We start from the raw sequence: 25645 nt of genomic DNA on the forward strand, positions 1-25645 counted from the left end.
GTCACCCTCCGTTGCGGCGTGCCGCGATCCGGCCCAGCGCCCAGAACAGGGTCAGCGCCACCAGCAGCCCGGCGACGAGGCCGGCGATGGCCAGCAGCGCCGGGTGGTCCGCCATGCGCACCCACACGCGCGCATACCAGGGCAGGGTGCCGACGTAGTAGCGCTCGCCCAGGCGCAGCCCCTCTACCTCGCGCTGGCGGACCACGGTGAGGTCGCCGCGGATCTGGGCGACCTTGCCGGCGTCCTCGAGCACATCGAGCACATCGCGCACGTTCTCCGGCGCGGTGGCGGTCACGGCGACCACGCTGCGCTGCGCCGCGTACGGTGACTCGAAGCCGATCAGCGCCGCCAGCGGGCCATCGGCAGAGAGGATGGCGCGCCCGGCGGGTGACACGTTGTGGTCTGCCTCGCCACTGAGCCAGTTGGTCCACGCCCCGCCGCGCTGGTCGCGCAGCGTGATTTCGGTGCGGCCCTGCTGGACCAGGATCGGCAGGGACTTGCCCCACTGCGCCAGGATCTCGCCGGCGCTGCCCGTGCCCACCATCAGCAGGTTGCGGTCCTTCACGGTGTCGATGGCCTTGGCCGGCGCCACCGCCACGCGCAGCGCCGGCAGGCCGGTCCACTTGCCCATGTGGCCGAGCAGCGTCAGCATCGCCTCCTGGTCGAGCGCGCTCGGGGCGTCCGGCATGACCACGGCGGTATCGGCCAGGTCCGCCAGCCGGGTGAACGGATAGCCGCTGTTGGCGAAGAAGGCGAGGTTGGGCAGCGCGGCGTAGTGGGAGAAGCCGCTGAAGTCGATCGACGAATCGGGGTCGACCGCCGCGCGCGCCACGTTGGCCGCCGTGGACGCGCACAGGCCGGTCTTCTGCGAGTCCATGTGGAAGCGGAACTGCATCTGGTTGTTGCTGCCCACGCGGAAGGCCGGGATCAGGATTTCGTTGCTGACGGACGCGCTGCCGCCCGAGATCAGCGGCACGCTGACCAGGCTCTCGTCGTTCTGCGCGGTCAGCGGCTTGAGCCGGTACGAGCGCACGAGCTGCTCGTTGATATCGACGCTGAGCACCGAGTCGTTGTAGGTGGACGGCGCGGTGTAGCGGTACCTCACGTTCATCGGCACGGCGCGGTCGTTCCAGCCGTACAGGTCGGCCGGCACGCGCAGGTTCACCCGGATCGGCTCGGGGCTGGCGCCGCCTACCTGGAGCTGCTGCGGGTCCGTGACGAGTTCCTTGAACAGCACGGGGCGGTCCACCGGCGCCCAGGCCGGCGCGTCGTAGGGCTTGCGCGGTTTGCCGAGTTCCACCGACTGCACGCCGGCGCGGTTGCCCGCCATGGCAGCCTTGCCGAGCACCAGCGCATTGGCCGCCACCTGCAGTTCCTGCGGATTGCGGCCCGCGAGCACCAGCAGCTTGCGCGCCGGATTCGACGGATTCGGCATCACGCTGACCGAGGCGCCCTGGATCTCGGGCAACTGGAGACCCGCCGGGATGGCGTTCGGCATCGCAAAGACAATGGCGTGGGCATCGGCGGGCGGCTGGCTGCGTGACGGGAAGCGCAGCTCCCGATAGCTGGCCAGCGCGCCGAGCCAGGACGACACCACGCCGGCGGCCTGCAGCGTGGCCGCATCGGCATTGGCTGGCAGCACGAAGGGCACGGTGACGCGGCTGTTGTCACGGCGGTCGAAAAACGGGGCGGGCAGCAGCGCGAGGTTGTCCGGCAGCGTGACGGGCAGCTTGGTCAGCGTCAGCGTGGTGGCCGGGCTGATGTCCGCCCAGAGGCTGGAGTGGTAGGGGTCCTCGCAGTGATCGACCGTGTAGTGGGCGATCATCTGCACGTTCAGGCGATTGAAGTCCGTGAAGTAGCGCGGGTCGAGGTCGATCTCGCGCGTGATCTGCTGGCCCGCCTGCTCCTTCTCCAGCGGCAGGGTGGCCACGACTTCGTCGTTGAGGCGGATCTTCAGGTGGGAGAGCGGATAGACCAGCGAGGGCGAATACGTGAAGACCAGCTTGAGCCTGGCGGCCGTGACCACTTCATCGAGGCGCACGCCGATGTTCAGTGTGCGGTCGGGGTCCACGCCGCGCAGCGGGATGGGCTGGTTGGCGCCCATCTGGGCCAGCGTGAGCACCTGGGTGCGGCCCGGGGCCGGTGCAGCGGCTGCCGGGCTCGAAGCTGCCGTTGCCGCAGGGGCCGGGGCTGGCGTTTGCGCCATCGCGGACGCGGCACCTGCGGCCATGCACAGCATGGCGAGCCGTTTGCCGCCACAGCGCAGGTCTGACACGAGAAGAGTCATATCGAGTGCCCTGTGAAGGTGGCGCAGCCGCACCATCAAAGAAGACCGAAGCGCCGCGCTCACGGGACTGCGTGACGAATATAGCACGCAGTTTTCGGCGAATTACGAGGTGGTGCGGGGCGTAGATCGTGAATTAAAAAGAATTCAATTCACATCGCCGCATTCGGGCAAAAGATTGAATTCAGTGGCTCCTGTTTGCGCGAACGGGTCAAGCGTTTGGCGTCACACGGGCGCGGATTGGCGAGAAATGGTGCAGCGTCGATGCACAATTTGCATAAGGGGAGGAAGCGCCATGTGGAAGAATGACAATCTCCTACCCTCATCGCCGTCATCGCGCCATGTCCGAAGCCATCGTCTACCTGAACGGGGACCTGCTCCCGTTGTCCGAAGCCCGCATTCCCGTCCTCGACCGCGGGTTCATCTTTGGCGACGGCATCTATGAAGTGATCCCGCTCTACAACGGCAAGCCGTTCCGGGGCGCGCAGCATCTGGCGCGTTTGAAGCGCAGCCTGGCGGCCATCGGCATCGACGATCCCTATACCGAAGCCGAATGGCTCGCGCTGATCGGCCGCGTGGTCCAGGCCAACGGCCTGTCGGACCAGATGGTCTACATGCAGGTCACGCGCGGCGTGGCGAAGCGGGCACATGCGTTCCCGAAGGAAGCGGTCACGCCGACCGTGCTGATCATGACCAACCCGATGGCGCTGCCACCGGCGTCGGCGGTGGAGCAGGGCGTGGCCTGCGTGACGATGGAAGACCGCCGCTGGCTGAACTGCCAGATCAAGTCCACCTCGCTGCTCGGCAACGTGCTGGCTGCGCAGGAAGCCGCCGCCAACGGCGTGACCGAGGCGATCCAGTTCCGCGACGGCCAGCTCACCGAGGCCTCGGCGTCGAACGTGTGGCTGGTGCAGCAGGGCCGCGTGGTGGCCCCGCCGAAGGACAACCTGATCCTGGAAGGCATCCGCTACGGCCTGATGGAGGAACTCTGCGCCGCCATGGACATCTCGTTCACCTCGCGCCGCATCTCGCGCGACGAGGTTTTCGCGGCGGACGAAGTCATGCTGTCGTCGGCCAGCAAGGAGCTGCTGCCGGTGGTCACGCTCGACGGCCGCGCCATCGGCAACGGCAAGCCCGGCCCGGTGTTCCAGCGCCTCTACGCGACCTACCAGGCGGCCAAGGCAGCGCTATAACGCACGGCGTGCCCGTGCTAGGATGGCCGCGGACGAACCACCGAGAGGAGGCCAGTCATGGCCAAGCGCGAGCGCAGCCGGCGCGTCATCATGGAAGAGGTGAGCCGGCGGGTCCAGCAGATCGACGAGATTGCCGACGAAGGCCGACACATCCAGGTGCCGGACCCGCAGCCGCACCCGCGCGATGTGCGCGGCCGGAACTGGGACATGGCCCGCTTCGGCAATGCACGCGGCTTCGAAGCCGCCATCCGCAATGTCGTGGATGACGTCCGGGACGAGTTCGACCTGACCGACGAGCCGGTCTCCACCGCGCCGAACCCGTTCGGCGACTGAGGATTGTGGATGGCGGATGGTGCGGCTCAGGCCGGCGCCACCGCCTCTGCGTAGCGCCAGGTGGCGCCGGACTGGCGCTTGGCGCCGTACATCGCGGCGTCCGCCGCATGCAGCAGCGCGGTACCGCCGCGCGCGTGCACCGGATAGACCGCCACCCCGATACTGAGCGTCGCCCCGATGCTCGCCCCGCCCGCCACGCCGAACGGCTCGGTCATCGCCGCCAGGATGCGCTGGGCGGTCAGCACGGCGTCGTCGGCCTCCCGCAAGGTTCCCAGCAGCACCGCGAACTCATCGCCGCCCAGCCGGGCCGCGCGGTCGGTCTCGCGCAGGCAGGCCCGGATGCGCTGGGCGATGCCCACCAGCACCGTGTCCCCCACGGCATGGCCGTGGCGGTCGTTGATGCCCTTGAAATCGTCACTGTCCAGATAGAGCACGGCCACGCGCTGGCCCAGCGCCGCCGCGCTGCGCACGGCCTGGTCGAGCGCCTCGGTGAAGGCGGCGCGGTTCAGCAGGCCGGTCAGGCTGTCGTGCGTGGCGCGATGTGCCAGCGAGCGGTTCTCGTGCTGCAACTGTCCCTGCCAGGCCTCCAGTTCGTCGAGCAGCACGTTGAAATCCTCGCCCAGCGCATTGAGTTCGTCGATGCGCGCCGGCGGCACGCGCTGGCCGAACGCGCGTTCGGATCGCACCGCATGGGCCACGCGCATCAGGCTGCGCACCGGATCGATGATGTGCACGAGCATGCGGCTGGACAGGTAGTGCGCGCCCACCGCCGTCAGCAGCAGGCAGGCCATCAACCCGAGCATGCCTTTGAGCAGGAAGTGGAGCAGCGCCACGGGGTCGCCGACCACGCGCACGCTGCCCACCTGCTGGGATTCGTGGAAGACCGGCTGGTCCACCGGGCCCGAGGTCAGCAGGTCCCGGGCGAACTGGTGCAGGTCTGGGAAGCGCGCCGAACCATGGCGATGCCAGCTGGCCACCGGCTGGCTGTCCCGATCGAAAATCCAGGCCGCGGTCACGTCTTCGCTGGCGGCGATCATCGCCAGGGTCTCGGCGGCGGCGGCTTCATCGCGGAACACGATCGGCGCCTCCACCGTATAGGCGATGGAGCGCGCCACCAGCCGCAGGTTGTGGTCGGCATAGTCGCGCAGCGCGGTCAGGCCCAGGCCGGTGAGCGTGGTGCCGGCCGTGAAGACGGCGATTAGCGCCACGCTCAGGTGGAAGCGGCGCAGGGTGCCATAGAGCGACGGCCGGGCGGCGCGGGTCATGATGCCGGCGCCTTGCGGCGACCCAGTTGCAGCACGCCGGGGTGAACGTGGATGCCGCTGCGGCCGAGGGCATCGAGGTTGACGCGGAACGAGACCTGCCGCTCGCGGACATTGAGGCAAAACATGCTGCCTGCGTCACATTCGAAGTCTTCCTCGGCGATGATCAGTACCGGGCGGCCGGTCAGGTCGGCCGAGATCTTCTCGCGACGCGGGGCGGACATCGCGCCGACATAGAGCGCGTCGCAGTCGGGCGCCGGGTTGCTGGCCATCGGATCGAGCTGCCGCGTGGCCACCAGCCGGCCTGTGGAGAGCGCGCCGCCCTCCATCAGCTTGCCGGCATAGCGCGCGAGGGGGTCCACGCAGAGCCGCAGGGTGTCGCGCTCCACGGGCCAGCGCGCGTAGCCGAGCAGGGACATGACCACGCGCGCCACGGCCTCCGGGCGCGGCAGCGCCGGGGCGGCCGGTGCCAGGTCGTGCGCGGCCAGCCGGGGCGTGGCCAGCAGCAGCGCGGCGAGCATCGGCAAGGCGGGCAGCAGGAGGGACAGAGACTTGGCGCGCGGCACGGGCAGGGGTGGGGGTGGGGGCCAGTAGGGTGGGGTCCATTGGGATGTCGGCACCGGGCCGGCAAACTGTAGCGGGCGCGCCCATGTGGATGTGCTAGAGTCGTCTGAACGCGTTTGTCCACGGAGGGCACCATGGCAACCGAATCCCAATCGCAACAAAAAGGGCAAGTGAAGGCGTTCGTGCAGACCGCGCCGCAGGCAGGGCGCTATGTCTGGATCATTGCGCTGGTGGACTTCAGCGCCCAGCAGGTCCGGCGCACCATTGTGTCCGACGACACGTTCACCACGGCCGACGCCGCGCGCGTGGCCGGCGACGCCCAGCTCAAGGCGATGGCCGCCGATCACTGACGGTCGCTCATCCGGCGTGCCCGGTGACTGTCACGCCACCTCGTTTCCCGATATCCTTTCGCAAGGCGGGCCCCATCGGTCCGTGCCCGCTGCTGCCTGTTTGCCATCGAAAACCCGAAGACAGATAGAAGGAGAAGGAATGCCCAGGCTTCAAGACCAGGTCCAACGCCATCTCGTCCGCGCCATGACAGGCGCGACGCTGCTCGCAGCCACCCTGGCGTTCGCGCCGGCGGCGATGGCGCAGGTCAATATCAATATCGGCATCGGCACCCCGCCGCCGGCCCCGATCTACGAGGCCGTGCCCGCGCCGCGCCCCGGCTATGTCTGGCAGCCCGGCTACTGGGCCTGGGACGACCACGGTCACAAGCACAAGTGGAAGCAGGGCAAGTGGGCCAAGGATCGGCCGGGCTATGTCTACGAGTCGCCGCGCTGGGTGGAGGCGAGCAATGGCTGGGTGATGCAGCCGGAGCGCTGGAACCAGGGGCCGGGCGACCACGGCAAGCACAAGGACAAGGGCGGCAAGGGCTGCCCGCCGGGCCACGCCAAGAAAGGCGAGTGCTGAGTCACGGTCTTCTCATCATGCGGTAACTGCCGCGCGGGGCGCCATGCTAGGATTTCCGCGAGATGATTCCACCCGGAGGCATGAGACATGGCAAAGCAGGTCTTCTCGCGTGCGCAGTATCTCGACATCCTCAACGACAGCCTGCGTCGGCATCCGGGCTGGCAGCCCGGCATGGCGTTTGTGTTCCTGCCCCCGGGCGCGGATGCGGGCCAGGCCTCGGGCGTAGGCTGCACCGGGCCGCTGGAGGCGCTGCCGGTCTATTGCGAGATCGAACGCGTGGCGTCGGGCCTGATCACGGTGCAGCCGGAATAAACCGGCCACCCGGCCCGCCCCGGTACAATGGCGCCCTTACTTAATTCCCCTCGGACAAATTCCCGTGAAGAAGACGGACCTGGAAAAGAACAAAGGCCTCAAGATCGCCCATGAGATGAAGCACGCTGCGGCGGTGCGTGGCGGTGGCGCGGGTCAGGCGGCAACGCTCGCCCGGCGCGAGCAGCGCAAGCTCGACCAGCAGGCCGGCCTGGTGCCGTTTGCATGCAAACTGGAAGGGAAACTGGCGACGCGCCTGCAGGAACTCGCCAAGGAGCACCCGGGCGGCATGAACGGCCTGATGGCCGAAGTGCTGGAAAAGGGGCTGGCGGGCGTGACCGCCTGAAGCTGGGATGGCCCCTCTCCCTGTGGAAGAGGGGCGCTGAAGGCTTTAGCCTTCGTCTTCCTCGTCGTCGAGGAAATCGCGGCGCAGCAGCCAGTTGGTGATGGCTTCGTCGCAGACCTTCTTGAGCTTGCCTTTCTCGGGCAAGCTGTCAAACAGCTGGAAGTTCACCAGCGCCAGCCCGGCGTCGGTGATGTAGAACAGGCGGTCCGGCTCGTCGTAATGCACGAGGCGGCCGTCGATGCCGGACTCCTCGCTGTCCGCCGGCATGTCCTCCAGCTCCACCACACGGCACGTGAAGCGCGGGCTGCGCGTGTGGGTCAAATATTCAAATTCGTCATGCATGATCTCGCCGCCCTTGCCGGCGATGACAGCGAAGCCCCAGATGAACCGGGGCATCGGCAGATCGGACAGATCGTCAATCTCGTCCATGGTGTTCTCCCTGATGCGATACCCGGCATTATCGCCCAAGTCTTGGCGCCAGCTGCGCCTTTATAGCAGGTACCCCTTCGCCAGCGCGCCAAAGCTCTCCAGTTCGCGCGCCTGCCAGGCCGCGTCGTGCCCGAGTTCCTCGGCCAGGATGGCGGCCACGCGCGGGGCGCCGGCCAGTGCTGCGCGGGCGTCCAGGAACAGCGCGCGGTTGCGGCGGGCCAGCACGTCTTCCACGCGCCGGGCCAGTTCGTGGCGGGCGGCAAAGCGGACGTGGGCCTCGGTCAGGCCGGTTTCGGGCACCACCAGGACGTCGGCGCCGGGCAGCGCGTGCACCAGCGGCAGGTCGGCGCCGTAGTAGCGGTCTGGCGACCCGGAGCCCGGCGCGGGCAGGTCCGCCGGCAGGCCGGTGGCGCCGTGCAGCGGCAGATCGGCCGTGCGGCCCGGTGCCGCGGGCAGTAGCTGGCGCTGGATCGCCGTTTCCACCACGTCCTCGGCCATCTTGCGATAGGTGGTCCACTTGCCGCCGGTGACCGTGATCAGGCCAGCCTTCGACACCAAAATCGTATGTTCGCGCGACAGCGAGGCCGTGGACGCCTCGCCAGTCGCCTTGACCAGCGGCCGCAGGCCGGCCCAGACGCTGGTCACGTCGGCGCGCGTGGGGTCGCGGGACAGGTAGCGCGCCGCCGTCTCCAGGATGAAATCGACGTCATCGGCGCCCGCGCGGGGCTCCAGCGGCAGGTCGTGGCGCGGCGTGTCGGTGGTACCGACGATGGTGTGGCCGTTCCAGGGCACGACGAACAGCACCCGGCCGTCATCGGTCTTCGGAATCAGGATCGCGCGGTCGCCGGGCAGGAAGCTGCGCGGGATGGTCAGGTGCACGCCCTGGCTCGGCGCCACCATGGTCCGCGCCTGCCCGTCCTCCATCTGCCGCACGGCATCGACCCACACCCCCGTGGCATTGATCACGCAGTCCGCGCGCAGCGGGAAGGTCTCGCTGCCTTCGCCGTTGCCATTGCCATTGCCATCGAGGGCATCCTGCGCGGTCACGCCGGTGATCACGCCGTTTTTCTGCGAGAGCCCGGTCACGCGCATGTAGTTGACCGCCGTGCCGCCCACGTCGAACAGCGTGCGCATCAGCGCCACGGCCAGCCGTGCATCGTCGAACTGGCCGTCGAAGTAGAGGTTGCCGCCGCGCAGCGGCCGGCCGCCGACGTGTTCGGCCAGCGTGGGCGCGGCCTCCAGCGTCTCCCGATGGTTCAGCCAGCGGCTGCCGGACAGGTTCAGGCTGCCCGCCAGCATGTCGTACACCTTGAGGCCGATGCCGTAGAACGGCTGGTCGAACATCTGGTAGGCCGGCACCACGAAGCCCAGCGGCCAGACCAGGTGCGGCGCGTTGCGGGCCAGCAGGCCGCGCTCGTGCAGCGCCTCGCGTACCAGGCTGATGTTGCCCTGGGCCAGGTAGCGCACGCCGCCGTGCACGAGCTTGGTGGCCTTGCTTGATGTGCCCTTGGCGAAGTCGGCCGCCTCCAGCAGCAGGGTGCGATAGCCGCGCGACGCGGCGTCCACGGCCGTGCCGAGCCCGGTGGCGCCGCCGCCGATGACGATGACGTCCCAGCGGGCCTCGCGCCGCAGGGTGTCGAGCAGGGCGGCGCGCGAGGGGGGCTGGATGGGGAGGGCGGGTGTGGGCATGGTGGTTCGGTGCAAATCGATCGTATGTCGGCGAAGTTTGGCGATGGGTCGCGTGGTGAGGCGCGGTCAGGCGGCCGGCGCGTCGTCGCGCGCCCAGTCACGGGCGCGGTCCACGGCGCGGTGCCAGCGGCCCAGCCGCTGCGCGCGCTCATCGGCGGAGAGGCGTGGCTCGAAGCGGTGCTCCACCTGCCACTGGCGCGCAATCTCTTCGGTATCGGCCCAGTAGCCGGTGGCCAGCCCGGCCAGATAGGCGGCGCCCAGCGCGGTGGTCTCGGTCACGCGGGGGCGCACCACCGGCGTGCCGAGCAGGTCGGCCTGCATCTGCATCAGCAGGTCGCTGCGCGAGGCGCCGCCATCCACCCGCAGCTCGGCCAGCGCGATGCCGGCGTCCTTCTGCATCGCGTCGAGTACATCCACGCTTTGCAGGGCGATCGATTCCAGCGCGGCACGGGCGATATGCGGCCCGCCGGTGCCCCGCGTGATGCCGACGATGGTGCCACGCGCGAAGGGGTCCCAGTGTGGCGCGCCGAGCCCGGCGAAGGCCGGCACCAGCACCACGCCGCCGGTGTCCTCGCACTGCCGCGCGAGCGGCTCCACCTCGGGCGCGCTCTGGATCAGCTTCAGGCCATCGCGCAGCCACTGGATCGTGGCGCCGCCCATGAACACGCCGCCTTCGAGGCAATATTGCGTGTCGTTGCCGATCTGCCAGCCAATCGTCGTCAGCAGCCGGTTGCGCGAGGTCACGGGCTGGCTTCCGGCATTCATCAGGATGAAGCAGCCGGTGCCGTAGGTGTTCTTCGCCATGCCGGGCGAGAAGCAGACCTGACCGAAGGTGGCCGCCTGCTGGTCTCCGGCGATGCCTGCGATGGGGATCTCGGTGCCGAACAGCCGGGCCGAGGTGCGCGCCACCTCTCCGCTGGAGGGCGCCACCTCCGGCAGCAGGCTGCGCGGAATGTCGAGCAGGCCGAGCAGTTCGTCGTCCCAGCGGAAATCGTGGATGTTGAACAGCAGCGTGCGTGATGCATTCGACACATCCGTCACGTGGCGCTTGCCATCGGTCAATTGCCAGATCAGCCAGCTATCGACGGTGCCGAAGGCCAGTTCGCCGCGTTCGGCGCGGGCACGGGCGCCTTCGTAGTGGTCGAGCATCCAGCGCAGCTTGGTGCCCGAGAAATAGGCGTCGATGATCAGGCCGGTCTTTTGCTGGAAGGTGTCGCCGTGGCCCTCGGCCTGCAAGGCTTCGCACATCGGCGCGGTGCGGCGGTCCTGCCAGACCAGCGCGCGGCCCACCGGCTCGCCGGTCTTGCGGTCCCACAGCACGGTGGTCTCGCGTTGGTTGGTGATGCCGATGGCGCGGATCTGGGTGCCGCTGACGCCGGCATCGCCCAATACCTCGTGGGCCACGGCCAGCTGCGACTGCCAGATTTCATAGGGATCGTGCTCGACGTGCCCGGGATGCGGATAATATTGCCGGAACTCGCGCTGGGCGATCCGCACCACATTGCCGGCGTGATCGAACAGGATGGCGCGCGAGCTGCTGGTGCCCTGGTCGAGGGCCAGCACGTACTGGGGCTGCTGCGATGAAGGCGTCGGGGTCATGCGTTCCATCCGGAATTGAATTGCGGCCGGGTTTGCCGGCCAGACATCGCTGCCATGGCCGAATCCTTGTTCCAACCGTCAGATATCGTGAGTGTGGTGCGCGCCGGCGTGACCGCGCGCAGCCCGTTCGAGCCCGCCGCCCACTTGCGGCTGACCGTGGCGGGACAGCAGGTGGGGTGGATGCCCCGCGTCCATGCGGAACTGTTGCGGCGCATCCCCGGCATGCTGGGCGATGGCCCCGCGGGCGAGCCGGACGCCGTGACGCTGCTCCCCGCCTGCACCACCTTCGAGACCCGCAGCGCGGCGCTGGCCACGCTGGCACGGCAACTGGCCGACGCCGGCCACGTGCGCGGCTGGCGCAACGAGTTGTTCGCGATCACCCCGGCCCTCGCCGCGCCGGCGTTCGCCGTGGTGGAGCGCGCTGCAGCGCGCTTCCTCGGGCTGCTGACCTTCGCCTCGCACATGAACGGGATCATCGCCGGCGAGCGGGCGATGTGGATTTCCCGCCGCAGCGAGAGCAAATCGGTCGACCCCGGCATGTGGGACAACCTCGTGGCCGGCGGCATGCCCCACGGCAGCCATCCGCTCGAAACGCTGATCCGGGAATGCGACGAGGAATCCGGCATTCCGCCCGATCTGGCGGGCCGGGCCGCGCCCCACGGCGTGATCGAGGTACTGCGCGAGATCCCCGAGGGTGTGCAGTGGGAGCACGTATACATATATGACCTGACGCTGCCGCCGGACTTCGTGCCGGTGAACCGCGACGGGGAGGTGGCCGAGCACCGGCGTATCGAGCCGGGCGCATTGCTTGCTATCATGGCGGACCGCGCCATGACCGTGGATGCCACGCTGGTGACGCTGGATACGCTTATCCGGCGCGGCTGGACGCCCAGCGCGCCCCCAGCCTGACCCGCCCCAGCCTCGCTGCGCATCACGGTGCCGGCCTGCCACATGATGATTTGCCCGATTTGCCTACGATGAGCGCCACCGGATTTATCCTTACCCTTTCGTGCCCGGACCAGCCGGGCATTGTTCATGCTGTTTCCGGCCTGCTGTTCCAGCACGGCTGCAATATTGTCGATTCCGACCAGTACGGCGACGAATTCACGGGCCGTTTCTTCATGCGCGTGCATTTCATGCCCGCCCCCGGCGGCCCGGACCTCGCCGCGCTGCGCCAGGCCTTCGCGCCGGTCGGCGACCAGTTCGGCATGCAGTGGGATGTATTCGACGCCACCGTGAAGCCGCGCGTGATGATTATGGTGTCCAAGATCGGCCATTGCCTGAACGACCTGCTGTTCCGCGCCAAGGCGGGCGGGCTGCCGGTGGAGATCGCCGCGATCGTCTCGAACCATCGTGACTTCTACCAGCTCGCCGCGTCGTACGACGTGCCGTTCTTCCACCTGCCGCTGATGAACGCGTCCGCCGAGCAGAAGTCCGCGCAGGAAGCGCGCGTGTTCGAGGTGGTGCGTGACCAGAACATCGATCTGGTGGTGCTGGCGCGCTACATGCAGGTGTTGTCCGACGACCTGTGCCGCAAGCTGGCCGGCCGCGCGATCAACATCCACCATTCCTTCCTGCCGAGCTTCAAGGGCGCCAAGCCGTACTACCAGGCGCACGACCGGGGCGTGAAGCTGATCGGCGCCACGGCGCACTATGTGACGGCCGACCTCGACGAAGGCCCGATCATCGAGCAGGAAATCGAGCGCGTGGACCACAGCATGGACCCCGAGCAACTGACCGCCGTCGGCCGCGACGTGGAATGCGTGGCGCTGGCCCGCGCGGTCAAGTGGCATGCCGAACACCGCATCCTGGTGAACGGGCACAAGACCGTCGTCTTCAAGTAAACGGACGGTATCGCACCAAGGGGCGCTGACGCTCTCCCCCGGCCCCTCTCCCGCAAGCGGGAGAGGGGAGCAAACCGGCAGCGCGTGACAGGCCGAGGGTGTTCCTCCCCTCTCCCTCCGGGAGAGGGGTCGGGGGAGAGGGACGGCGCCGGTCAAGGACACCGCCCCCGCTTCATTCCCCGTCCGCCACCACACAATTCACTCCACTGTCCGCCAGCATCTGCACAAACGGCGGCCGTAGCGGCTCGTCCGTGAACAGGCGGTCGATGCTGGAGAGTGGCGCCAGTTCCACCATCGCCTGACGGTTGAACTTGCTGGCATCGGCCGCGAGCCACACCTCGCGCGAGTGCTCCATGATCGTGCGCGCCACCTTCACTTCGCGGAAATCGTAGTCACGCAGCGTGCCGTCGGTCTCGATGCCCGATATGCCGATCAGGCCGATATCGACCTTGAACTGGCGGATGAACTCCACCGTGGCCTCGCCGATGATGCCCCGGTCGCGCGAGCGCAGCACGCCGCCGGCCACGATGACCTCGCAATCGGGGTTGTCGGCCAGGATATTGGCCACGTGCAGGTTGTTGGTGATGACGCGCAGCCCGCGGTGATGCATCAGCGCGCGGGCAATTTCCTCCACCGTCGTGCCGATGTTCAGGATCAGCGAGCAGCCTTCCGGCACCGCCGCCGCCACGGCCCGCGCGATGCGCACCTTGCCCTCGGCATGCAGCACCTGCCGCTGCCGGTAGGCGATGTTCTCGGTGGTGGACCCATCCATCCGCACGCCGCCATGAAAACGCGCGAGCATGCCGTTTTCCGCCAGCAGATTCACATCGCGCCGCACGGTTTGCAGCGTCACGCCGAACTTGCGCGCGAGTTCGTCGATGGAGGCAAAGCCCTGGTTGCGGACTTCCTCGAGCAGGGCGGTCTGGCGGGGATTGAGCGTCATGTGCCGCATTCTAGTTCAAACACAAACGAAAACAAATGATGCACTGCACGATTGTTTTGTGTTCGTTTATTTGCTAAAACGAGCGGGATGCCATGAATAGTGCCCCTCGGTCACGGTTCTGAATGTGATCGAACAAGCACGCCAATGCAGTTCGAACACGAATCGAACCGATGGAGACCGGATGCAACTGAGCCTGGACGGCGTTGCGCAGCAGGTGGGATCGCAAGCCTATCTTTATCCGATGTCACTGGCGCCTGTACGCGGGGCCGTGACCATTCTCCTTGGGGCCACCCAGGCGGGCAAGACCTCGCTGATGCGGGTCATGGCGGGGCTGGACAAGCCCAGCGCGGGCCGGGTACTGGCCGACGGGACCGACGTGACCGGCGTGCCGGTGCGCGAGCGCAATGTCTCGATGGTCTACCAGCAGTTCATCAACTACCCCTCGCTTACCGTCTTCGACAACATCGCCTCGCCGCTGCGGCTGCGCAACGTGCGCGGGCCGGAGCTGGACACCCAGGTCCGCGCAATCGCCGGCCGGCTGCGCATCGACCACCTGCTGGCGCGCTACCCGGCGGAGTTGTCCGGCGGCCAGCAGCAGCGCGTGGCGCTGGCCCGGGCGCTGGCCAAGAACGCGCCGCTGATGCTGCTGGACGAGCCGCTGGTCAACCTCGACTACAAGCTGCGCGAGGAATTGCGCGAGGAGTTGACCCAGCTGTTCGCCCATGGCGACGCCACGGTCATCTACGCCACCACCGAACCGGCCGAGGCGCTGCTGCTCGGCGGCTACACGGCGGTGCTCGATGCCGGCGAACTGCTCCAGTACGGTCCGACCCCCGAGGTCTTCCACTATCCCGCCTCGCTGCGCGTGGCGCGGGCGTTTAGCGATCCGCCGATGAACCTCGTCGAAGGCCGGCTGGAAGCGGGCCGCGTAACGCTGGCCGGGAACATCGTGATTCCGCTCCCCGACGTGCAGGCGCCCGATGGCCCGGTCACGGTGGGCGTGCGCGCCGCCGCGCTGCGGCTGGCCGCCGTGCCCGGCGCGGTGGCGGTGCCGGGCAAGGTGGCGCTGGCCGAACTGTCCGGCTCCGACACCTTCGTCCACCTCGATACGGCGATGGGCAACCTCGTGGCGCAGTTCGCCGGGGTGCTCGATCTGAAACTCGGCGCGCCGCTCTCGCTGCATCTGGAGCCGGCCCATCTCTACCTGTTCGACGCCGCCGGCCTGCGCATCCATGCGCCCCAGCGGCCCGGCGCGCTGGCCGATGTGGTCAGCACGCCCATCACCGAGACGGGTGGCTGAGATGGCCAGGATCGACCTCGACCTCGCCCATTCCTACGTCGCCGAACCCAAGACCGATGAGGACTACGCGCTGCTGCCGCTGCGCTTCACCTTCGAGGATGGCGGCGCCTACGCGCTGCTCGGGCCCTCCGGCTGCGGCAAGACCACGCTGCTGAATTGCGTGTCCGGCCTGCTGCGGCCCTCGCAGGGCACGATCCAGTTCGATGGCCAGGACGTGACCGCCGCCACGCCGCAGGCGCGCAACATCGCCCAGGTGTTCCAGTTTCCGGTGATCTACGACACGATGACTGTCGGCGAGAACCTGGCCTTTCCGCTGCGCAATCGCGGTGTGCCGGCGGCCCAGGTCAAGGAGCGGGTGGGCAAAGTCGCCGAAATGCTAGACCTGTCGGCTTCGCTGGACCGCCGCGCGAGCGGGCTGGCGGCGGACGCCAAGCAAAAGATCTCGCTCGGGCGCGGGCTGGTGCGGCAGGACGTCTCGGCCATCCTGTTCGACGAGCCGCTGACCGTGATCGATCCGCACCTGAAATGGCAGTTGCGGCGCAAGCTCAAGGAAATCCATCACGAATTCCGGCTGACGCTGATCTACGTGACGCACGACCAGACCGAGGCGCTGACCTTCGCCGATCAGGTGGTGGTGATGTCGCGCGGCAAGGCGGTGCAGGTGGGCGCCGCCGATGCGCTGTTCGAGCGGCCCGCGCATACCTTTGTCGGCAATTTCATCGGCTCGCCGGGCATGAACTTCCTGCCGGGGACGTGGCGCAACGGCGCCATCGAGGTGGCCGGGCGCCGCTACATGCCGGAGCTGCCGGCGGGCATCGGCGCCGCGCTGGAGGGCGCCGGCACCTTCAAGGTGGGGGTGCGGCCCGAGTACCTGCAACTGGCCGCCGCCGACGACCCCCAGGCCATGCCGATGCGCGTGACGCGCGCGCAGGACATCGGCACGTACTGGCTCGTCACCGGCACGGTGGCGGGGGAGGGCGATCAGGCCGGCGGCATCCTGCGCGCCCGGCTCGGCACCGAGGCGGCCACCCTGGCCCCCGGGGACACGGCGTGGCTCACGGTGTTCAATCGCCACACCTGCTTCTATATCAACGAGGAACTGGTCCAATGAAGCCCGTCAACCAGAAGGCCTGGCTGCTGGTGCTGCCCGTGGTGCTGTGCGTGGCGTTCTCCGCCATCCTGCCGCTGATGACCATCGTCAATTATTCGGTGCAGGACATCATCTCGCCGGAGCGCCGCGTGTTCGTCGGCACGGAATGGTTCCGCACCGTGCTGCGCGATGCCGAACTGCACGACGCCCTGATCCGCCAGCTCGGCTTCTCGCTGGCCGTGCTGCTGGTGGAGATCCCGCTCGGCATCCTGCTGGCGCTGGCCATGCCGGCCAAGGGCTGGCGGGCGTCGGCGGTGCTGGTCATCATCGCGCTGTCGCTGCTGATTCCATGGAACGTGGTCGGCACGATCTGGCAGATCTTCGGCCGCACCGACATCGGCCTGCTCGGCGCCGCCCTGGAGGCGATGGGATTCGACTATAACTACACGGGCAGCGCGGTGGATGCCTGGGTCACGGTGCTGGTGATGGATGTCTGGCACTGGACCCCGCTGGTGGCGCTGCTCTGCTACGCCGGGCTGCGCGCGATTCCGGACGCCTACTACCAGGCGGCCCAGATCGACGGGGCGAGCCGCTTCGCCGTCTTCCGCTACATCCAGCTCCCCAAGCTGCGCGGCGTGCTGATGATTGCCGTGCTGCTGCGCTTCATGGACAGCTTCATGATCTATACCGAGCCCTTCGTGCTGACCGGCGGCGGGCCGGGCAACGCCACCACCTTCCTTTCCCAGTACCTGACCCAGAAGGCGGTGGGCCAGTTCGACCTGGGGCCGGCGGCGGCGTTCTCGATTGTCTACTTCCTGATCATCCTGCTGACCTGTTTCATCCTCTATAACTGGATGCAGCGCGCCGGCACGTCCGGCGGGGAGGAGGTGCCCCATGGCTAGTCAACACGCCAGCAACCGGGCCGGCGCATGGCGGCCGGTGTTCCTGGTGGTCTACCTGTTGTTCGCCATCGTGCCGATCTACTGGATGGTCAACATGTCATTCAAGACCAACGAGGAGATCCTGACCACGCTGTCGCTGTGGCCGGCGTCGTTCACGCTCGAGCACTACCGGACCATCTTCACCGATGCCTCCTGGTACTCCGGCTACATCAACTCGCTGATCTACGTCGCCCTGAACACGGTGATCTCGATCAGCGTGGCGCTGCCGGCGGCCTACGCGTTCTCGCGCTACCAGTTCATCGGCGACAAGCACGTGTTCTTCTGGCTGCTGACCAACCGCATGACGCCCCCGGCGGTGTTCCTGCTGCCGTTCTTCCAGCTCTACACCACCATCGGGCTGATGGACACCCACCTCGGCGTGGCGCTGGCGCATCTGGTCTTCAACGTGCCGCTGGCGGTCTGGATCCTGGAAGGCTTCATGTCCGGCGTGCCGCGCGAGATCGACGAAACCGCCTATGTGGACGGCTACTCGTTCCCGCGCTTCTTCCTGACCATCTTCCTGCCGCTGATCAAGGCCGGGGTGGGCGTGGCGGCGTTCTTCTGCTTCATGTTCAGCTGGGTGGAACTGCTCCTGGCGCGGACCTTGACCTCGGTCAATGCCAAGCCGATCGTGGCCACCATGACCCGCACGGTGTCGGCCTCCGGCATGGACTGGGGCGTGCTGGCCGCCGCCGGCGTGCTGACCATCGTGCCGGGCGCCATCGTGATCTGGTTCGTGCGGCACTACATCGCCAAGGGCTTCGCCATGGGCCGCGTGTAGCGCGCCCCGGTCAAAGAGAGGAGTTCGTCACATGTTGAGCTGGATGGTCTGGACCACCCCGGTGGCGGTGTTCTTCGCGCTGGTGGTGGTGATGTTGATCGGCATGACGGTCTGGGAGGCGCGCTCCCCCACGGTCATGCGCAAGGGCTTCCTGCCGATTGCCACCACGCGCGGCGACCGGCTGTTCATCGGGCTGATGTTCGCCGCGTGGATCAACCTGGCCTGGGTAGGGCTGGGCGAGAAGATGCAGACCTGGTTCGGGCTGGCGGAGGAACCGTCGATCTGGATCAGCGCGGCCATCGCGGCCGTGGTGCTGCTTGTGGTCATGCGCCGTGGCTGACGCCCGCCGGCGCGCGCAGTCGTTGCCGTTCCATCATTCCATTATTCCAATAGGAGACACTGATGAAAGTGCACGTGAAGTTGGGGATGTCGGCCCTGGCCATGGCGGCCACGCTGGCATGCGGCGGGGCGCGAGCCGACGAGGCCGCCGCGAAGAAGTGGGTGGACAACGAGTTCCAGCCGTCGTCGCTGGCCAAGGACAAGCAGATGGCCGAGATGAAGTGGTTCATCGACGCCGCCGCCAAGCTCAAGGCCAAGGGTGTGACGCAGATCAATGTGGTGTCGGAGACCATCACCACGCATGAATACGAGTCCAAGACGCTGGCCAAGGCGTTCGAGGAAATCACCGGCATCAAGGTCAACCACGACCTGATCCAGGAAGGCGACGTGGTGGAGAAGCTCCAGACGTCGATGCAGTCCGGCAAGTCGATCTACGACGGCTGGATCTCCGATTCGGACCTGATCGGCACCCACTACCGTTATGGCGCGATYCTGCCGCTGACCGACTATATGAACGGTGCCGGCAAGGAATTCACCAATCCCGGCCTCGACGTGAAGGACTTCATCGGCACCAAGTTCACCACGGCGCCGGACGGCAAGCTGTACCAGCTGCCCGACCAGCAGTTCGCCAATCTGTACTGGTTCCGCGCCGACTGGTTCGCCCGCAAGGACCTGCAGGACAAGTTCAAGGCCAAGTACGGCTATGACCTCGGCGTGCCGACCAACTGGTCGGCCTACGAGGACATCGCCAACTTCTTCACCAACGATGTGAAGGAGCTGGACGGCAAGAAGGTCTACGGCCACATGGACTACGGCAAGAAGGACCCCTCGCTCGGCTGGCGCTTCACGGACGCCTGGCTGTCGATGGCCGGCACCGCCGACAAGGGCCTGCCCAACGGCATACCGGTGGACGAGTGGGGCATCCGCGTGGCGGAGGACAAGTGCACGCCGGTAGGCGCCTCGGTCTCACGCGGCGGCGCCACCAACAGCCCGGCGGCGGTCTACGCGCTGACCAAGTACATCGAATGGATGAAGAAGTTCTCCCCGCAGCAGGCCATGGGCATGACCTTCTCCGAAGCCGGCCCTGTGCCCGCGCAGGGCCAGATCGCCCAGCAGATCTTCTGGTACACGGCCTTCACGGCGGACATGACCAAGAAGGGCCTGCCGGTGGTGAATGCCGATGGCTCGCCCAAGTGGCGCATGGCGCCGTCGCCATATGGGCCGTACTGGAAGCAGGGCATGCAGAACGGCTACCAGGACGTGGGCTCCTGGACCTTCTTCAAGAACACCGACCCCAACCGCCTGGCGGGCGCGTGGCTCTACGCCCAGTTCGTGACGGCCAAGTCGGTCTCGCTGAAGAAGTCGCTGATGGGCCTGACCTTTATCCGCGAGAGCGACATCAACACCGACTACCTGACCAAGAACGCGGCCAAGTACGGCGGCCTGATCGAGTTCTATCGCAGCCCGGCCCGCGTGGCCTGGACGCCGACCGGTACCAACGTGCCCGACTACCCGAAGCTGGCCCAGCTCTGGTGGAAGAACGTGGCCACGGCGGTGACGGGCGAGAAGACCCCGCAGGCGGCCATGGACAACCTGGCCGAGGAGATGGATCAGGTAATGGCGCGGCTCCAGCGCGCCGGCATGACCAACTGTGCGCCCAAGCTGAACCCCAAGAGCGACCCGGCCAAGTGGCTGAGCACCGAGCACGCGCCTTGGAAGAAGCTGGACAACGAGAAGCCGAAGGGCGAGACCATCGCCTATGACAAGCTGCTCCAGGCGTGGAAGGAAGGCCGCGTGCGGTGATGCACCGGTGAGTCGGTAGGGGGGAGGGACGGTGGCGCCAGCGGTTGGGGCGCCACCGTTCCGTTTCAGGTTCCGGACATCGCGCCGGCGGGGGCGGTTGGGGCACCAACCGGCGCGCAATTCGGCGCGGCATGGCGGGCCTTGCCGTGGCGCTTGGCCTCGTAGAGCGCCATGTCGGCCCGCATGAACAACTCGCTGACCGACGAGCCGGTATCCGGTCGATGGATGGCGCTGCCCACGCTGGCCGTGGAGACGAGCGTCAGGCCATCCACGGGGAAGGGCCGCAGCGCGGCCTGCACCACGGTCTGGGCAATCCGTTCCACGGTGGCCGGGTTCGATACGTTGTCCAGGATGATGGCGAACTCGTCGCCGCCGATGCGGGCCACCGCGTCGCCCTTGCGCACGCAGGTGGCGAGCCGTTCGGCGAAGGACACCAGCAGGCGGTCGCCCACCGGGTGGCCGTAGGTGTCGTTCACCGCCTTGAAGTCGTCCAGGTCCACCAGCAGCAGCGCCGCGCGGTGGCCGCCGGCATCGGCGCGGGCCATGGTCTCGTTGAGCCGGCGATCGAAGCCCTTGCGGTTGAGCAGGCCGGTCAGGTGGTCGGACAGGGTCTGTGCCTCCAGCGAGCGCAGCTTCTGGCGCTCCCCGGTCACGTCGCGCGCGAACATGTGCAGGCCGGACACCGTGTCCTGGGCGTCGTTCCACGCCGGCTGGTAGGTGACCTCCCACGCCAGCCCATCGGCCGACTCGCGGGTAAAGGTGGTCACGCGTCCGGCGCGGGCCTCTTCAAGATAGGGCGCATTCGCCACATATTCCGGCGTGCCCCACAGCTCACGCAGCGACAGCCCGGCCACCTGATCGGCAGGGAGGCCGAAGTGGCGCGCGTAGGCCTGGTTCACGAAGGCGAAGCGTTCGTTGACGTCGATGAAGGCGACGAAGTCCGGCACATGGTTGGCAATCGCCTCGATCCGCTTCTCGCTGGCGGCGGCACGGTCCTTGGCGGCCTTCAGCGCGGCCTCTCGCTCGGAAAGCTGGTGCAGCACCTCGGCGAATGAGCCGGCCAGTTCGCCGATCTCGTCGTCGCGCCGCACCGGCAGGTCCGAGACGGCGGCGGGCTGCATCGCCAGTTGGCGCACCGTGCGGTGCAGGTGCTCGAGCGGGGCAAGCAGGCGGCGAATCACCAGCCACATCAGCGCGGCGGTAATCAGCAGGGAAAAGAAGCCGATCACGACCGTGCGCTGGCGGACGTCGATCAGCGGGGCATAGGCTTCCTCCGCCGGAAGCACCGCTACCACCTCCCAGCCATTCGACGACAGCAGGTAGCGCGACACGATGGGCTGAGTGGGCCAGAAGACTTCCCAGTCGGACTCGGCCTGCTCGGCGCCGCACATTTCGCCGAGGGCATGGGCCGGCGCCAGCACGCGGTCCGCCTCGGGGTGCAGCGCGTAGCGCGGATTGGCGCCGGCGGAGACCAGGCAGTAGTAGCCGGTCACGCCCACGCGGCTGTGCGCCAGTTCGCGCAGGAAGTTGTTGGCCGACAGGTTCAGCACGCCGCCCACCACGGCGCGCAGCTTGCCGTCCGTATCGCGCATCGGCACGGCGAGGATGACGCCCGGCGCGGCAGAGTGCTTGCCCTGCAGCAGGTCCGACACGGCGAACGAGGCGCCACGTTCGATGGCGCGGAAATAGTCGCGCTCGCCCACGGTCATCTTTACGCCTTCCGGCACGGCGGTGCTGAACGAGAGCGTGCCGTCCGGGCGGGCCAGGAACACGGCGTTGAAGCTCTCGGGCATATCGACAGCGTCGGTAGCCAGGGCCGACTGCTGGCGCGGGGTCTCGTCCAGATGGGGCGCAAGTGTGCGCGCGAGGCGGCGCAGTACCACCTCACGGGATTCGAGTTTTTCGTCGAGTTGGCCGGCGACCAGTTTGACCAGTGTGTCCTGCTGCGCCTGAAGCAGCGTCTTCAGGCTTTCATAGGCATAGAACTGGGCGTAGCAAGCGCGCGTCACGAGAATGACCGTGACCACGCCGGCTGCGGCGATCGCCATCCGGTACTTCAAGGAGTGCCGCATGAATCTCTTCTTGGTATTTGCACTGAACCCGTTTTATCGGCTGCCGGGCTTTGATCCACAACCCCCGCCCCTTGGCTGGCAACCGATTCGTAGCGTAGCAGACCGCAGGGCCGCGCCGGACGGCCTTTTCGGCAATCTGGTGCGGCATGCCACACGAGGTGGCGCATGCGCCGCGTGGGTCGTGCCGATGCAACAGGCGATGGTGGACCGGGGTGCGCGTTGTTGCGTTAAGGGCAGTCGGCGAGGGTGTCCGCCAGCCAGTCGATCACGGGCCGGAAGCGGGAGGCGCCCCGGAATTCGGCAGGGTAGGCGAGCCAGACCTCGCGTATCACCTCGGGCACCTCGCGCACCAGTTGCAACGCCGGATCGTCGTGGGCCAGGAAGTGGGGCAGCAGGGCGATGCCGAGCCCGGCGCGCACGGCGGCGCGCACCCCAAGCAGGCTGTTGGACTGGAACGAGAACGGCCGGCCGAGGGACTGCGGCCACGCCACTTCGGGGAGCGTGAAGCCTTCGTCGAGCAGGCCGCATAGCGGCGCGTCGTCGGCCACCGGCCCGCGTGCGGAGGCATAGAGCCCGAAGCGCAGCGTGCCGGCGCGCTGGGCCACCAGTTCGCCCTCGTGCGGGCGGTTCAGCCGCACGGCGATATGGGCGCGGCGCCGGGCGAGGCTGGTGACGCGGTTGTCCACCTCGAGCCGGACTTCCATATCGGGGTTCTGCGCGTAGAGCGACGGCAGCCGGGGCGTCAGGAAGTCGCTGCCGAGCGCCGCCGTGGTCGCCACACGGACCACGCCAGACACCCCCGCGCTCGCGCCTTCCATCTCGCGCAGCAGGCGGTCGGCCGATTGCTCCATCTGCCGCGCCGCCGTCAGCGCATTGCGGCCCACGCTGGTCAGCACGAAGGTGCCGTCGGTGCGCGTGGCCACGGGTTTGCCGAGCGCCGCCTCCAGCCGGCGGATGCGTCGGATCGCCGTGGCGTGGGTAATGTCCAGTTCCCGCGCGCAGGCCGAATAGCTGCCGGCCCGGATCAGCGTGGAAAGCGTGAGCAGGTCGTCCCAGGAGATTGTGCTTTTTTGCACAGTGAGTGTGAGTTCGTGGCGAATTGGCGCACAGCATAGCCTGCCCTACGCTGCGTGCATACCCAACTAGGAGAACCGCCCCATGTCCGCGCCCTTCACGCTGCTCGACGCCGCCGGTGCCAGCCGCACCCCTGCCGCCTGGGAAGCCGCCGTGCTGGTCCTGATCGACCATCAGCGCGAATACATCGATGGCAAGCTGCCGCTGACCGGCATGCCCGAGGCCGTGGCGGCCTGTGCCGACCTGCTGGCGCGCGCCCGTGCCCACGGCACGCCGGTGATCCATGTGGTGCATCACGGCAAGGCCGGCGGCGCGTTCGACCCGGCCGGCCCGTATGCCGCAATCATCGAGGGGCTCCAGCCCGCGCCTGGCGAGGAAACCGTGGTCAAGCAGCTGCCGAACAGCTTCGCCGGCACCGAGCTGGACGCCCGGCTGGCCGCGCTGGGTAAAAAGGAACTGATCGTGGCCGGCTTCCAGACCCATATGTGCGTCAGCGCCACCGTGCGGTCGGCGCTCGACCATGGCTACCGCGTCACGCTGGTGGCCAGCGCCTGCGCCACGCGGGATTTGCCCGATCCGCTCGGCGGGGAGCCGCTGGCAGCTGCCGAACTGCACCGGGTTACGCTGGCGGCGCTGAATGACCGGTTCGCCACGGTGGTGCCGGACGCCTCGGTCTGGCAATAGGGGGGAGCCGGGCTGGGCGAACTGGCCCTGTGACGCCCCGGGCGCGTAGGGGGTGTGGATGGCAGGTCCGACCGCGGCCCGCCCGGGCGGCTCAGGCATACTAGCGCCTTCGCGCCCCGGGCCCCATCGCCCGCGCGCCCATCCGCTGCCCCCGATTTCATGAAGCGAATCCTGCTGATCAAGATCACCTCGCTCGGTGACATGGTGCATACGCTGCCGCTGGTGTCCGACCTGCGCCGCGCCTATCCCGACGCCGCCATCGACTGGGTGGCCGACGCCTCGTGCGCGGACATTCCGCGCTGGGCCATCGGCGTAGACCGGGTGATTGCGCCGCCGCTGCGGCAGTTCAAGAAGAACGGCAAGAAGTGGAAGGACCTGCGCGGCATCCTGCGCGCCGTGCGTGAGTTGCGCCGCGAGAAGTACGACGTCGTGGTGGACGTGCATGGCGTCTACAAGAGCGCGATCGTCGCCCGGCTGGCCCGCTCGCCGCGCCGCTTCGGCTACGCCGCCGAATTCCTGGGGGAGGCGAAGGCCGAATTCGCCTACACCGACATTTTCGGCCCGCATGGCAACGCCACCTGCCGCGAAAAGATGCGGCTGGTGACGGCCAACGCGTTGGGCTACACCTATCCCGAAGCCGAGACCAACGCGCTGCGCATACCGGCCCCGGCCACCCCGCTGAACACGGACGGCGTGCCGCGCGCGATGCTGTTCCATGCCACCTCCGCCGAAATCAAGAAATGGCCGCAGGCCCATTGGATTGCGGTGGGCCAGTCGCTGGCGGCGCGCGGGTTCCGCGTGCAGCTGCCGTGGGGCTCGGAGAAGGAGCACGAGGAGTCCCGCGCGCTGGCCGCCGCGATTCCGGACGCCGAGGTGCTGCCGCGCATGTCGATCACCGAGGTGGCGCAGCGTCTGGACGCCGCCGCGCTGGTCGTCGGCATGGACACCGGCTTTGTCCATCTGGCCGACGCGCTCGGCAAGCCCACGGTGATGATCTTCACGGCCACTTCGTGCGAGCACTTCGGCGTGCAGAAGCCGGGCCAGTCGGTGTCGATCGGCGACCAGGGCAAGCCGCCCTCGGTGGAGGCCGTGCTGGCCGCCATCGACTCCGTGGCGCCCAAGCTGCCGGGTCAGGCGGGTCAGGCGGGTCAGTCGGGTCCGTCGCATCAGGCCGCCGGCAACGTGTCCGCGTAGGACCAGTACTCGAACTGGACGATCGTGGCGTTGCCATGGGTCGTCACCACATCCAGCATGCAGGGCCGCCGCCGGATCGCCATCCGGGCCAGGTAGCGCGCCGCGCCGGGCACACCGGGCGGCGGCTGGATGCGGTCCCCGTGGCGCATGGCCAGCCGCAGGATATGCACCGGCACGAAGCGGTGCGCATCGTTCATCGTGGTGTGCGCGGCGGCCGTGAACAGCAGTGGTGCGGCCGCCAGCCCGGAAAAGCGCTTGCGCAGCAGGGCCAGCGTGGTCGGGGCCATGGCCGAGCCGATGCCGGGCAGCGCCAGCGCGGTCAGGCCGCGCACATTGGCCGCCCACAGGCCGCCCACCACCAGCATGGGGTCGCGCTTCTCCACCGGCACCGTGTCCCGCAGCCCCTCCCAGATCGCCGTCATGTCGCCGTTAAGGTCGTACAACTGATAGCAGCCGCCAAAGCTGCGCTGGTAGCCGATGATGCAGTCAAGATCCTCGTCGAACACGGGGCGCGCGTCGCGCGGAATACGGGGCGGCCGGATCTCGAACAGGCCGGCGGACACGGCGTAGTGGCCGGTCCACGTCAGCGTCCGGCCGGAGACGGCCTGCAGGGTGATTTCATCGGGAAGGACATCGAGGGACATGCGCGGCGCTTTGTGG

26 protein-coding genes are annotated in these 25645 nt (G+C 68.0%); 16 read left to right on the forward strand and 10 right to left on the reverse strand.

All coding sequences use genetic code 11. The features are described from left to right. Nucleotide 1 precedes the first annotated feature (1 nt). The gene (bcsB, locus tag AC1DFU_RS14380) at nt 2-2287 is read right to left on the reverse strand and encodes a cellulose biosynthesis cyclic di-GMP-binding regulatory protein BcsB (RefSeq protein WP_441590517.1); all 2286 of its coding nucleotides are present in this window, start codon (nt 2285-2287) and stop codon (nt 2-4) included. Between the two features lie 338 nt (nt 2288-2625). Between bcsB and AC1DFU_RS14385 the strand changes: the two genes are divergently transcribed. Together AC1DFU_RS14385 and AC1DFU_RS14390 are read left to right on the forward strand one after the other, a co-directional pair. Then, nucleotides 2626-3477, forward strand: coding sequence for a D-amino acid aminotransferase (locus tag AC1DFU_RS14385; RefSeq protein WP_441590746.1), 852 nt, complete (start codon nt 2626-2628; stop codon nt 3475-3477). 57 nt (nt 3478-3534) lie between these two features. Next, nucleotides 3535-3810 (forward strand): hypothetical protein, encoded by a 276-nt coding sequence (locus AC1DFU_RS14390; protein WP_441590516.1) that lies wholly within the window; start codon nt 3535-3537, stop codon nt 3808-3810. Nucleotides 3811-3836: 26 nt separating this feature from the next. On the opposite strand, the gene dgcN is transcribed toward AC1DFU_RS14390, so the two are convergent. Both dgcN and yfiR read right to left on the reverse strand, forming a co-directional pair. After that, complete coding sequence (gene dgcN / locus AC1DFU_RS14395; protein WP_092289903.1) at nt 3837-5075, reverse strand: diguanylate cyclase DgcN/YfiN; 1239 nt, start codon at nt 5073-5075, stop codon at nt 3837-3839. Further along, a complete protein-coding gene (gene yfiR / locus AC1DFU_RS14400; protein ID WP_369823367.1) occupies nt 5072-5638 on the reverse strand; it encodes a regulatory sequestration protein YfiR in 567 nt (188 codons plus the stop codon). Before yfiR ends, dgcN begins: the two co-directional genes overlap by 4 nt. Before the next feature lie 132 nt (nt 5639-5770). Here yfiR and AC1DFU_RS14405 point away from each other — a divergent pair, with 132 nt between their 5' ends. The 4 genes from AC1DFU_RS14405 to AC1DFU_RS14420 all read left to right on the forward strand — a co-directional run bounded on the left by AC1DFU_RS14405 (nt 5771) and on the right by AC1DFU_RS14420 (nt 7203). Further along, nucleotides 5771-5986 (forward strand): hypothetical protein, encoded by a 216-nt coding sequence (locus tag AC1DFU_RS14405; RefSeq protein WP_092289892.1) that lies wholly within the window; start codon nt 5771-5773, stop codon nt 5984-5986. 139 nt (nt 5987-6125) lie between these two features. Continuing rightward, nucleotides 6126-6548, forward strand: a complete 423-nt coding sequence (locus tag AC1DFU_RS14410) for a YXWGXW repeat-containing protein (RefSeq protein WP_092289890.1) — start codon at nt 6126-6128, stop codon at nt 6546-6548. An 87-nt stretch (nt 6549-6635) separates the two neighbouring features. Next, nucleotides 6636-6860 carry a hypothetical protein gene (locus AC1DFU_RS14415; protein ID WP_092289888.1) on the forward strand — a complete coding sequence of 75 codons (225 nt, stop codon included), beginning with the start codon at nt 6636-6638 and terminating at the stop codon, nt 6858-6860. A gap of 64 nt (nt 6861-6924) precedes the next feature. After that, on the forward strand, nt 6925-7203 hold the full coding sequence (locus AC1DFU_RS14420) for a hypothetical protein (protein ID WP_092289887.1): 279 nt from the start codon (nt 6925-6927) through the stop codon (nt 7201-7203). Nucleotides 7204-7248: 45 nt separating this feature from the next. Here the strand turns inward: AC1DFU_RS14420 and AC1DFU_RS14425 are convergent, their stop codons facing one another. The 3 genes from AC1DFU_RS14425 to glpK form a co-directional block, all read right to left on the reverse strand. Next, a complete protein-coding gene (locus AC1DFU_RS14425) occupies nt 7249-7632 on the reverse strand; it encodes a hypothetical protein (RefSeq protein ID WP_092289886.1) in 384 nt (127 codons plus the stop codon). A 60-nt stretch (nt 7633-7692) separates the two neighbouring features. Then, nucleotides 7693-9321 carry a glycerol-3-phosphate dehydrogenase/oxidase gene (locus AC1DFU_RS14430; protein ID WP_092289884.1) on the reverse strand — a complete coding sequence of 543 codons (1629 nt, stop codon included), beginning with the start codon at nt 9319-9321 and terminating at the stop codon, nt 7693-7695. A 66-nt stretch (nt 9322-9387) separates the two neighbouring features. Next, the gene (glpK, locus tag AC1DFU_RS14435) at nt 9388-10920 is read right to left on the reverse strand and encodes a glycerol kinase GlpK (protein ID WP_369823366.1); all 1533 of its coding nucleotides are present in this window, start codon (nt 10918-10920) and stop codon (nt 9388-9390) included. A gap of 54 nt (nt 10921-10974) precedes the next feature. Here glpK and AC1DFU_RS14440 point away from each other — a divergent pair, with 54 nt between their 5' ends. Then, nucleotides 10975-11829 carry an NUDIX hydrolase gene (locus AC1DFU_RS14440; protein WP_092289880.1) on the forward strand — a complete coding sequence of 285 codons (855 nt, stop codon included), beginning with the start codon at nt 10975-10977 and terminating at the stop codon, nt 11827-11829. Nucleotides 11830-11897: 68 nt separating this feature from the next. Then, nucleotides 11898-12764, forward strand: a complete 867-nt coding sequence (purU, locus tag AC1DFU_RS14445) for a formyltetrahydrofolate deformylase (RefSeq protein WP_092289875.1) — start codon at nt 11898-11900, stop codon at nt 12762-12764. Nucleotides 12765-12936: 172 nt separating this feature from the next. Here purU and AC1DFU_RS14450 read toward each other — a convergent pair whose 3' ends face one another. Next, nucleotides 12937-13707, reverse strand: coding sequence for a DeoR/GlpR family DNA-binding transcription regulator (locus AC1DFU_RS14450; protein WP_177219831.1), 771 nt, complete (start codon nt 13705-13707; stop codon nt 12937-12939). 181 nt (nt 13708-13888) lie between these two features. Between AC1DFU_RS14450 and AC1DFU_RS14455 the strand changes: the two genes are divergently transcribed. The 6 genes from AC1DFU_RS14455 (at nt 13889) to AC1DFU_RS14480 (ending at nt 19961) form a co-directional block, all read left to right on the forward strand. Further along, nucleotides 13889-15007, forward strand: a complete 1119-nt coding sequence (locus tag AC1DFU_RS14455) for an ABC transporter ATP-binding protein (RefSeq protein ID WP_092289872.1) — start codon at nt 13889-13891, stop codon at nt 15005-15007. 1 nt (nt 15008) lies between these two features. After that, nucleotides 15009-16118, forward strand: a complete 1110-nt coding sequence (locus AC1DFU_RS14460; protein WP_092289870.1) for an ABC transporter ATP-binding protein — start codon at nt 15009-15011, stop codon at nt 16116-16118. Continuing rightward, nucleotides 16115-16999, forward strand: a complete 885-nt coding sequence (locus AC1DFU_RS14465; protein WP_092289868.1) for a carbohydrate ABC transporter permease — start codon at nt 16115-16117, stop codon at nt 16997-16999. The genes AC1DFU_RS14460 and AC1DFU_RS14465 overlap by 4 nt, the downstream gene beginning before the upstream one ends. Continuing rightward, a complete protein-coding gene (locus AC1DFU_RS14470) occupies nt 16992-17819 on the forward strand; it encodes a carbohydrate ABC transporter permease (protein WP_092289866.1) in 828 nt (275 codons plus the stop codon). The genes AC1DFU_RS14465 and AC1DFU_RS14470 overlap by 8 nt, the downstream gene beginning before the upstream one ends. Nucleotides 17820-17850: 31 nt before the next feature. Beyond that, a complete protein-coding gene (locus AC1DFU_RS14475; RefSeq protein ID WP_149135621.1) occupies nt 17851-18159 on the forward strand; it encodes a DUF2160 domain-containing protein in 309 nt (102 codons plus the stop codon). Between the two features lie 74 nt (nt 18160-18233). Beyond that, a complete protein-coding gene (locus tag AC1DFU_RS14480) occupies nt 18234-19961 on the forward strand; it encodes an ABC transporter substrate-binding protein (RefSeq protein WP_092290841.1) in 1728 nt (575 codons plus the stop codon). 65 nt (nt 19962-20026) lie between these two features. Here AC1DFU_RS14480 and AC1DFU_RS14485 read toward each other — a convergent pair whose 3' ends face one another. After that, on the reverse strand, nt 20027-22033 hold the full coding sequence (locus AC1DFU_RS14485) for a diguanylate cyclase domain-containing protein (RefSeq protein ID WP_255370658.1): 2007 nt from the start codon (nt 22031-22033) through the stop codon (nt 20027-20029). Between the two features lie 227 nt (nt 22034-22260). Beyond that, nucleotides 22261-23109, reverse strand: coding sequence for a LysR family transcriptional regulator (locus AC1DFU_RS14490; RefSeq protein WP_092289860.1), 849 nt, complete (start codon nt 23107-23109; stop codon nt 22261-22263). Between the two features lie 82 nt (nt 23110-23191). On the opposite strand from AC1DFU_RS14490, the gene AC1DFU_RS14495 reads away from it, so the two are divergent. Together AC1DFU_RS14495 and waaC are read left to right on the forward strand one after the other, a co-directional pair. Then, the gene (locus tag AC1DFU_RS14495) at nt 23192-23791 is read left to right on the forward strand and encodes a cysteine hydrolase family protein (protein WP_092289858.1); all 600 of its coding nucleotides are present in this window, start codon (nt 23192-23194) and stop codon (nt 23789-23791) included. A gap of 159 nt (nt 23792-23950) precedes the next feature. After that, nucleotides 23951-24985, forward strand: coding sequence for a lipopolysaccharide heptosyltransferase I (gene waaC, locus AC1DFU_RS14500; RefSeq protein ID WP_092289856.1), 1035 nt, complete (start codon nt 23951-23953; stop codon nt 24983-24985). Here the strand turns inward: waaC and AC1DFU_RS14505 are convergent. Then, nucleotides 24958-25629 carry a hypothetical protein gene (locus AC1DFU_RS14505; RefSeq protein ID WP_255370657.1) on the reverse strand — a complete coding sequence of 224 codons (672 nt, stop codon included), beginning with the start codon at nt 25627-25629 and terminating at the stop codon, nt 24958-24960. The two genes, waaC and AC1DFU_RS14505, sit on opposite strands and share 28 nt — an antisense overlap. Nucleotides 25630-25645: the final 16 nt, after the last annotated feature.

The sequence above is a fragment of the Cupriavidus sp. 10L45 genome, from assembly GCF_056395225.1.

What these genes read in the sequence shown, in the direction of transcription:
- bcsB (WP_441590517.1), bottom strand. Translation starts at nt 2,287, where the DNA reads ATGACTCTTCTCGTGTCAGACCTGCGCTGTGGCGGCAAACGGCTCGCC.
- AC1DFU_RS14385 (WP_441590746.1), top strand. Translation starts at nt 2,626, where the DNA reads ATGTCCGAAGCCATCGTCTACCTGAACGGGGACCTGCTCCCGTTGTCC.
- AC1DFU_RS14390 (WP_441590516.1), top strand. Translation starts at nt 3,535, where the DNA reads ATGGCCAAGCGCGAGCGCAGCCGGCGCGTCATCATGGAAGAGGTGAGC.
- dgcN (WP_092289903.1), bottom strand. Translation starts at nt 5,075, where the DNA reads ATGACCCGCGCCGCCCGGCCGTCGCTCTATGGCACCCTGCGCCGCTTC.
- AC1DFU_RS14405 (WP_092289892.1), top strand. Translation starts at nt 5,771, where the DNA reads ATGGCAACCGAATCCCAATCGCAACAAAAAGGGCAAGTGAAGGCGTTC.
- AC1DFU_RS14410 (WP_092289890.1), top strand. Translation starts at nt 6,126, where the DNA reads ATGCCCAGGCTTCAAGACCAGGTCCAACGCCATCTCGTCCGCGCCATG.
- AC1DFU_RS14415 (WP_092289888.1), top strand. Translation starts at nt 6,636, where the DNA reads ATGGCAAAGCAGGTCTTCTCGCGTGCGCAGTATCTCGACATCCTCAAC.
- AC1DFU_RS14425 (WP_092289886.1), bottom strand. Translation starts at nt 7,632, where the DNA reads ATGGACGAGATTGACGATCTGTCCGATCTGCCGATGCCCCGGTTCATC.
- AC1DFU_RS14430 (WP_092289884.1), bottom strand. Translation starts at nt 9,321, where the DNA reads ATGCCCACACCCGCCCTCCCCATCCAGCCCCCCTCGCGCGCCGCCCTG.
- glpK (WP_369823366.1), bottom strand. Translation starts at nt 10,920, where the DNA reads ATGACCCCGACGCCTTCATCGCAGCAGCCCCAGTACGTGCTGGCCCTC.
- AC1DFU_RS14440 (WP_092289880.1), top strand. Translation starts at nt 10,975, where the DNA reads ATGGCCGAATCCTTGTTCCAACCGTCAGATATCGTGAGTGTGGTGCGC.
- purU (WP_092289875.1), top strand. Translation starts at nt 11,898, where the DNA reads ATGAGCGCCACCGGATTTATCCTTACCCTTTCGTGCCCGGACCAGCCG.
- AC1DFU_RS14450 (WP_177219831.1), bottom strand. Translation starts at nt 13,707, where the DNA reads ATGACGCTCAATCCCCGCCAGACCGCCCTGCTCGAGGAAGTCCGCAAC.
- AC1DFU_RS14455 (WP_092289872.1), top strand. Translation starts at nt 13,889, where the DNA reads ATGCAACTGAGCCTGGACGGCGTTGCGCAGCAGGTGGGATCGCAAGCC.
- AC1DFU_RS14460 (WP_092289870.1), top strand. Translation starts at nt 15,009, where the DNA reads ATGGCCAGGATCGACCTCGACCTCGCCCATTCCTACGTCGCCGAACCC.
- AC1DFU_RS14465 (WP_092289868.1), top strand. Translation starts at nt 16,115, where the DNA reads ATGAAGCCCGTCAACCAGAAGGCCTGGCTGCTGGTGCTGCCCGTGGTG.
- AC1DFU_RS14470 (WP_092289866.1), top strand. Translation starts at nt 16,992, where the DNA reads ATGGCTAGTCAACACGCCAGCAACCGGGCCGGCGCATGGCGGCCGGTG.
- AC1DFU_RS14475 (WP_149135621.1), top strand. Translation starts at nt 17,851, where the DNA reads ATGTTGAGCTGGATGGTCTGGACCACCCCGGTGGCGGTGTTCTTCGCG.
- AC1DFU_RS14485 (WP_255370658.1), bottom strand. Translation starts at nt 22,033, where the DNA reads ATGCGGCACTCCTTGAAGTACCGGATGGCGATCGCCGCAGCCGGCGTG.
- AC1DFU_RS14495 (WP_092289858.1), top strand. Translation starts at nt 23,192, where the DNA reads ATGTCCGCGCCCTTCACGCTGCTCGACGCCGCCGGTGCCAGCCGCACC.
- waaC (WP_092289856.1), top strand. Translation starts at nt 23,951, where the DNA reads ATGAAGCGAATCCTGCTGATCAAGATCACCTCGCTCGGTGACATGGTG.
- AC1DFU_RS14505 (WP_255370657.1), bottom strand. Translation starts at nt 25,629, where the DNA reads ATGTCCCTCGATGTCCTTCCCGATGAAATCACCCTGCAGGCCGTCTCC.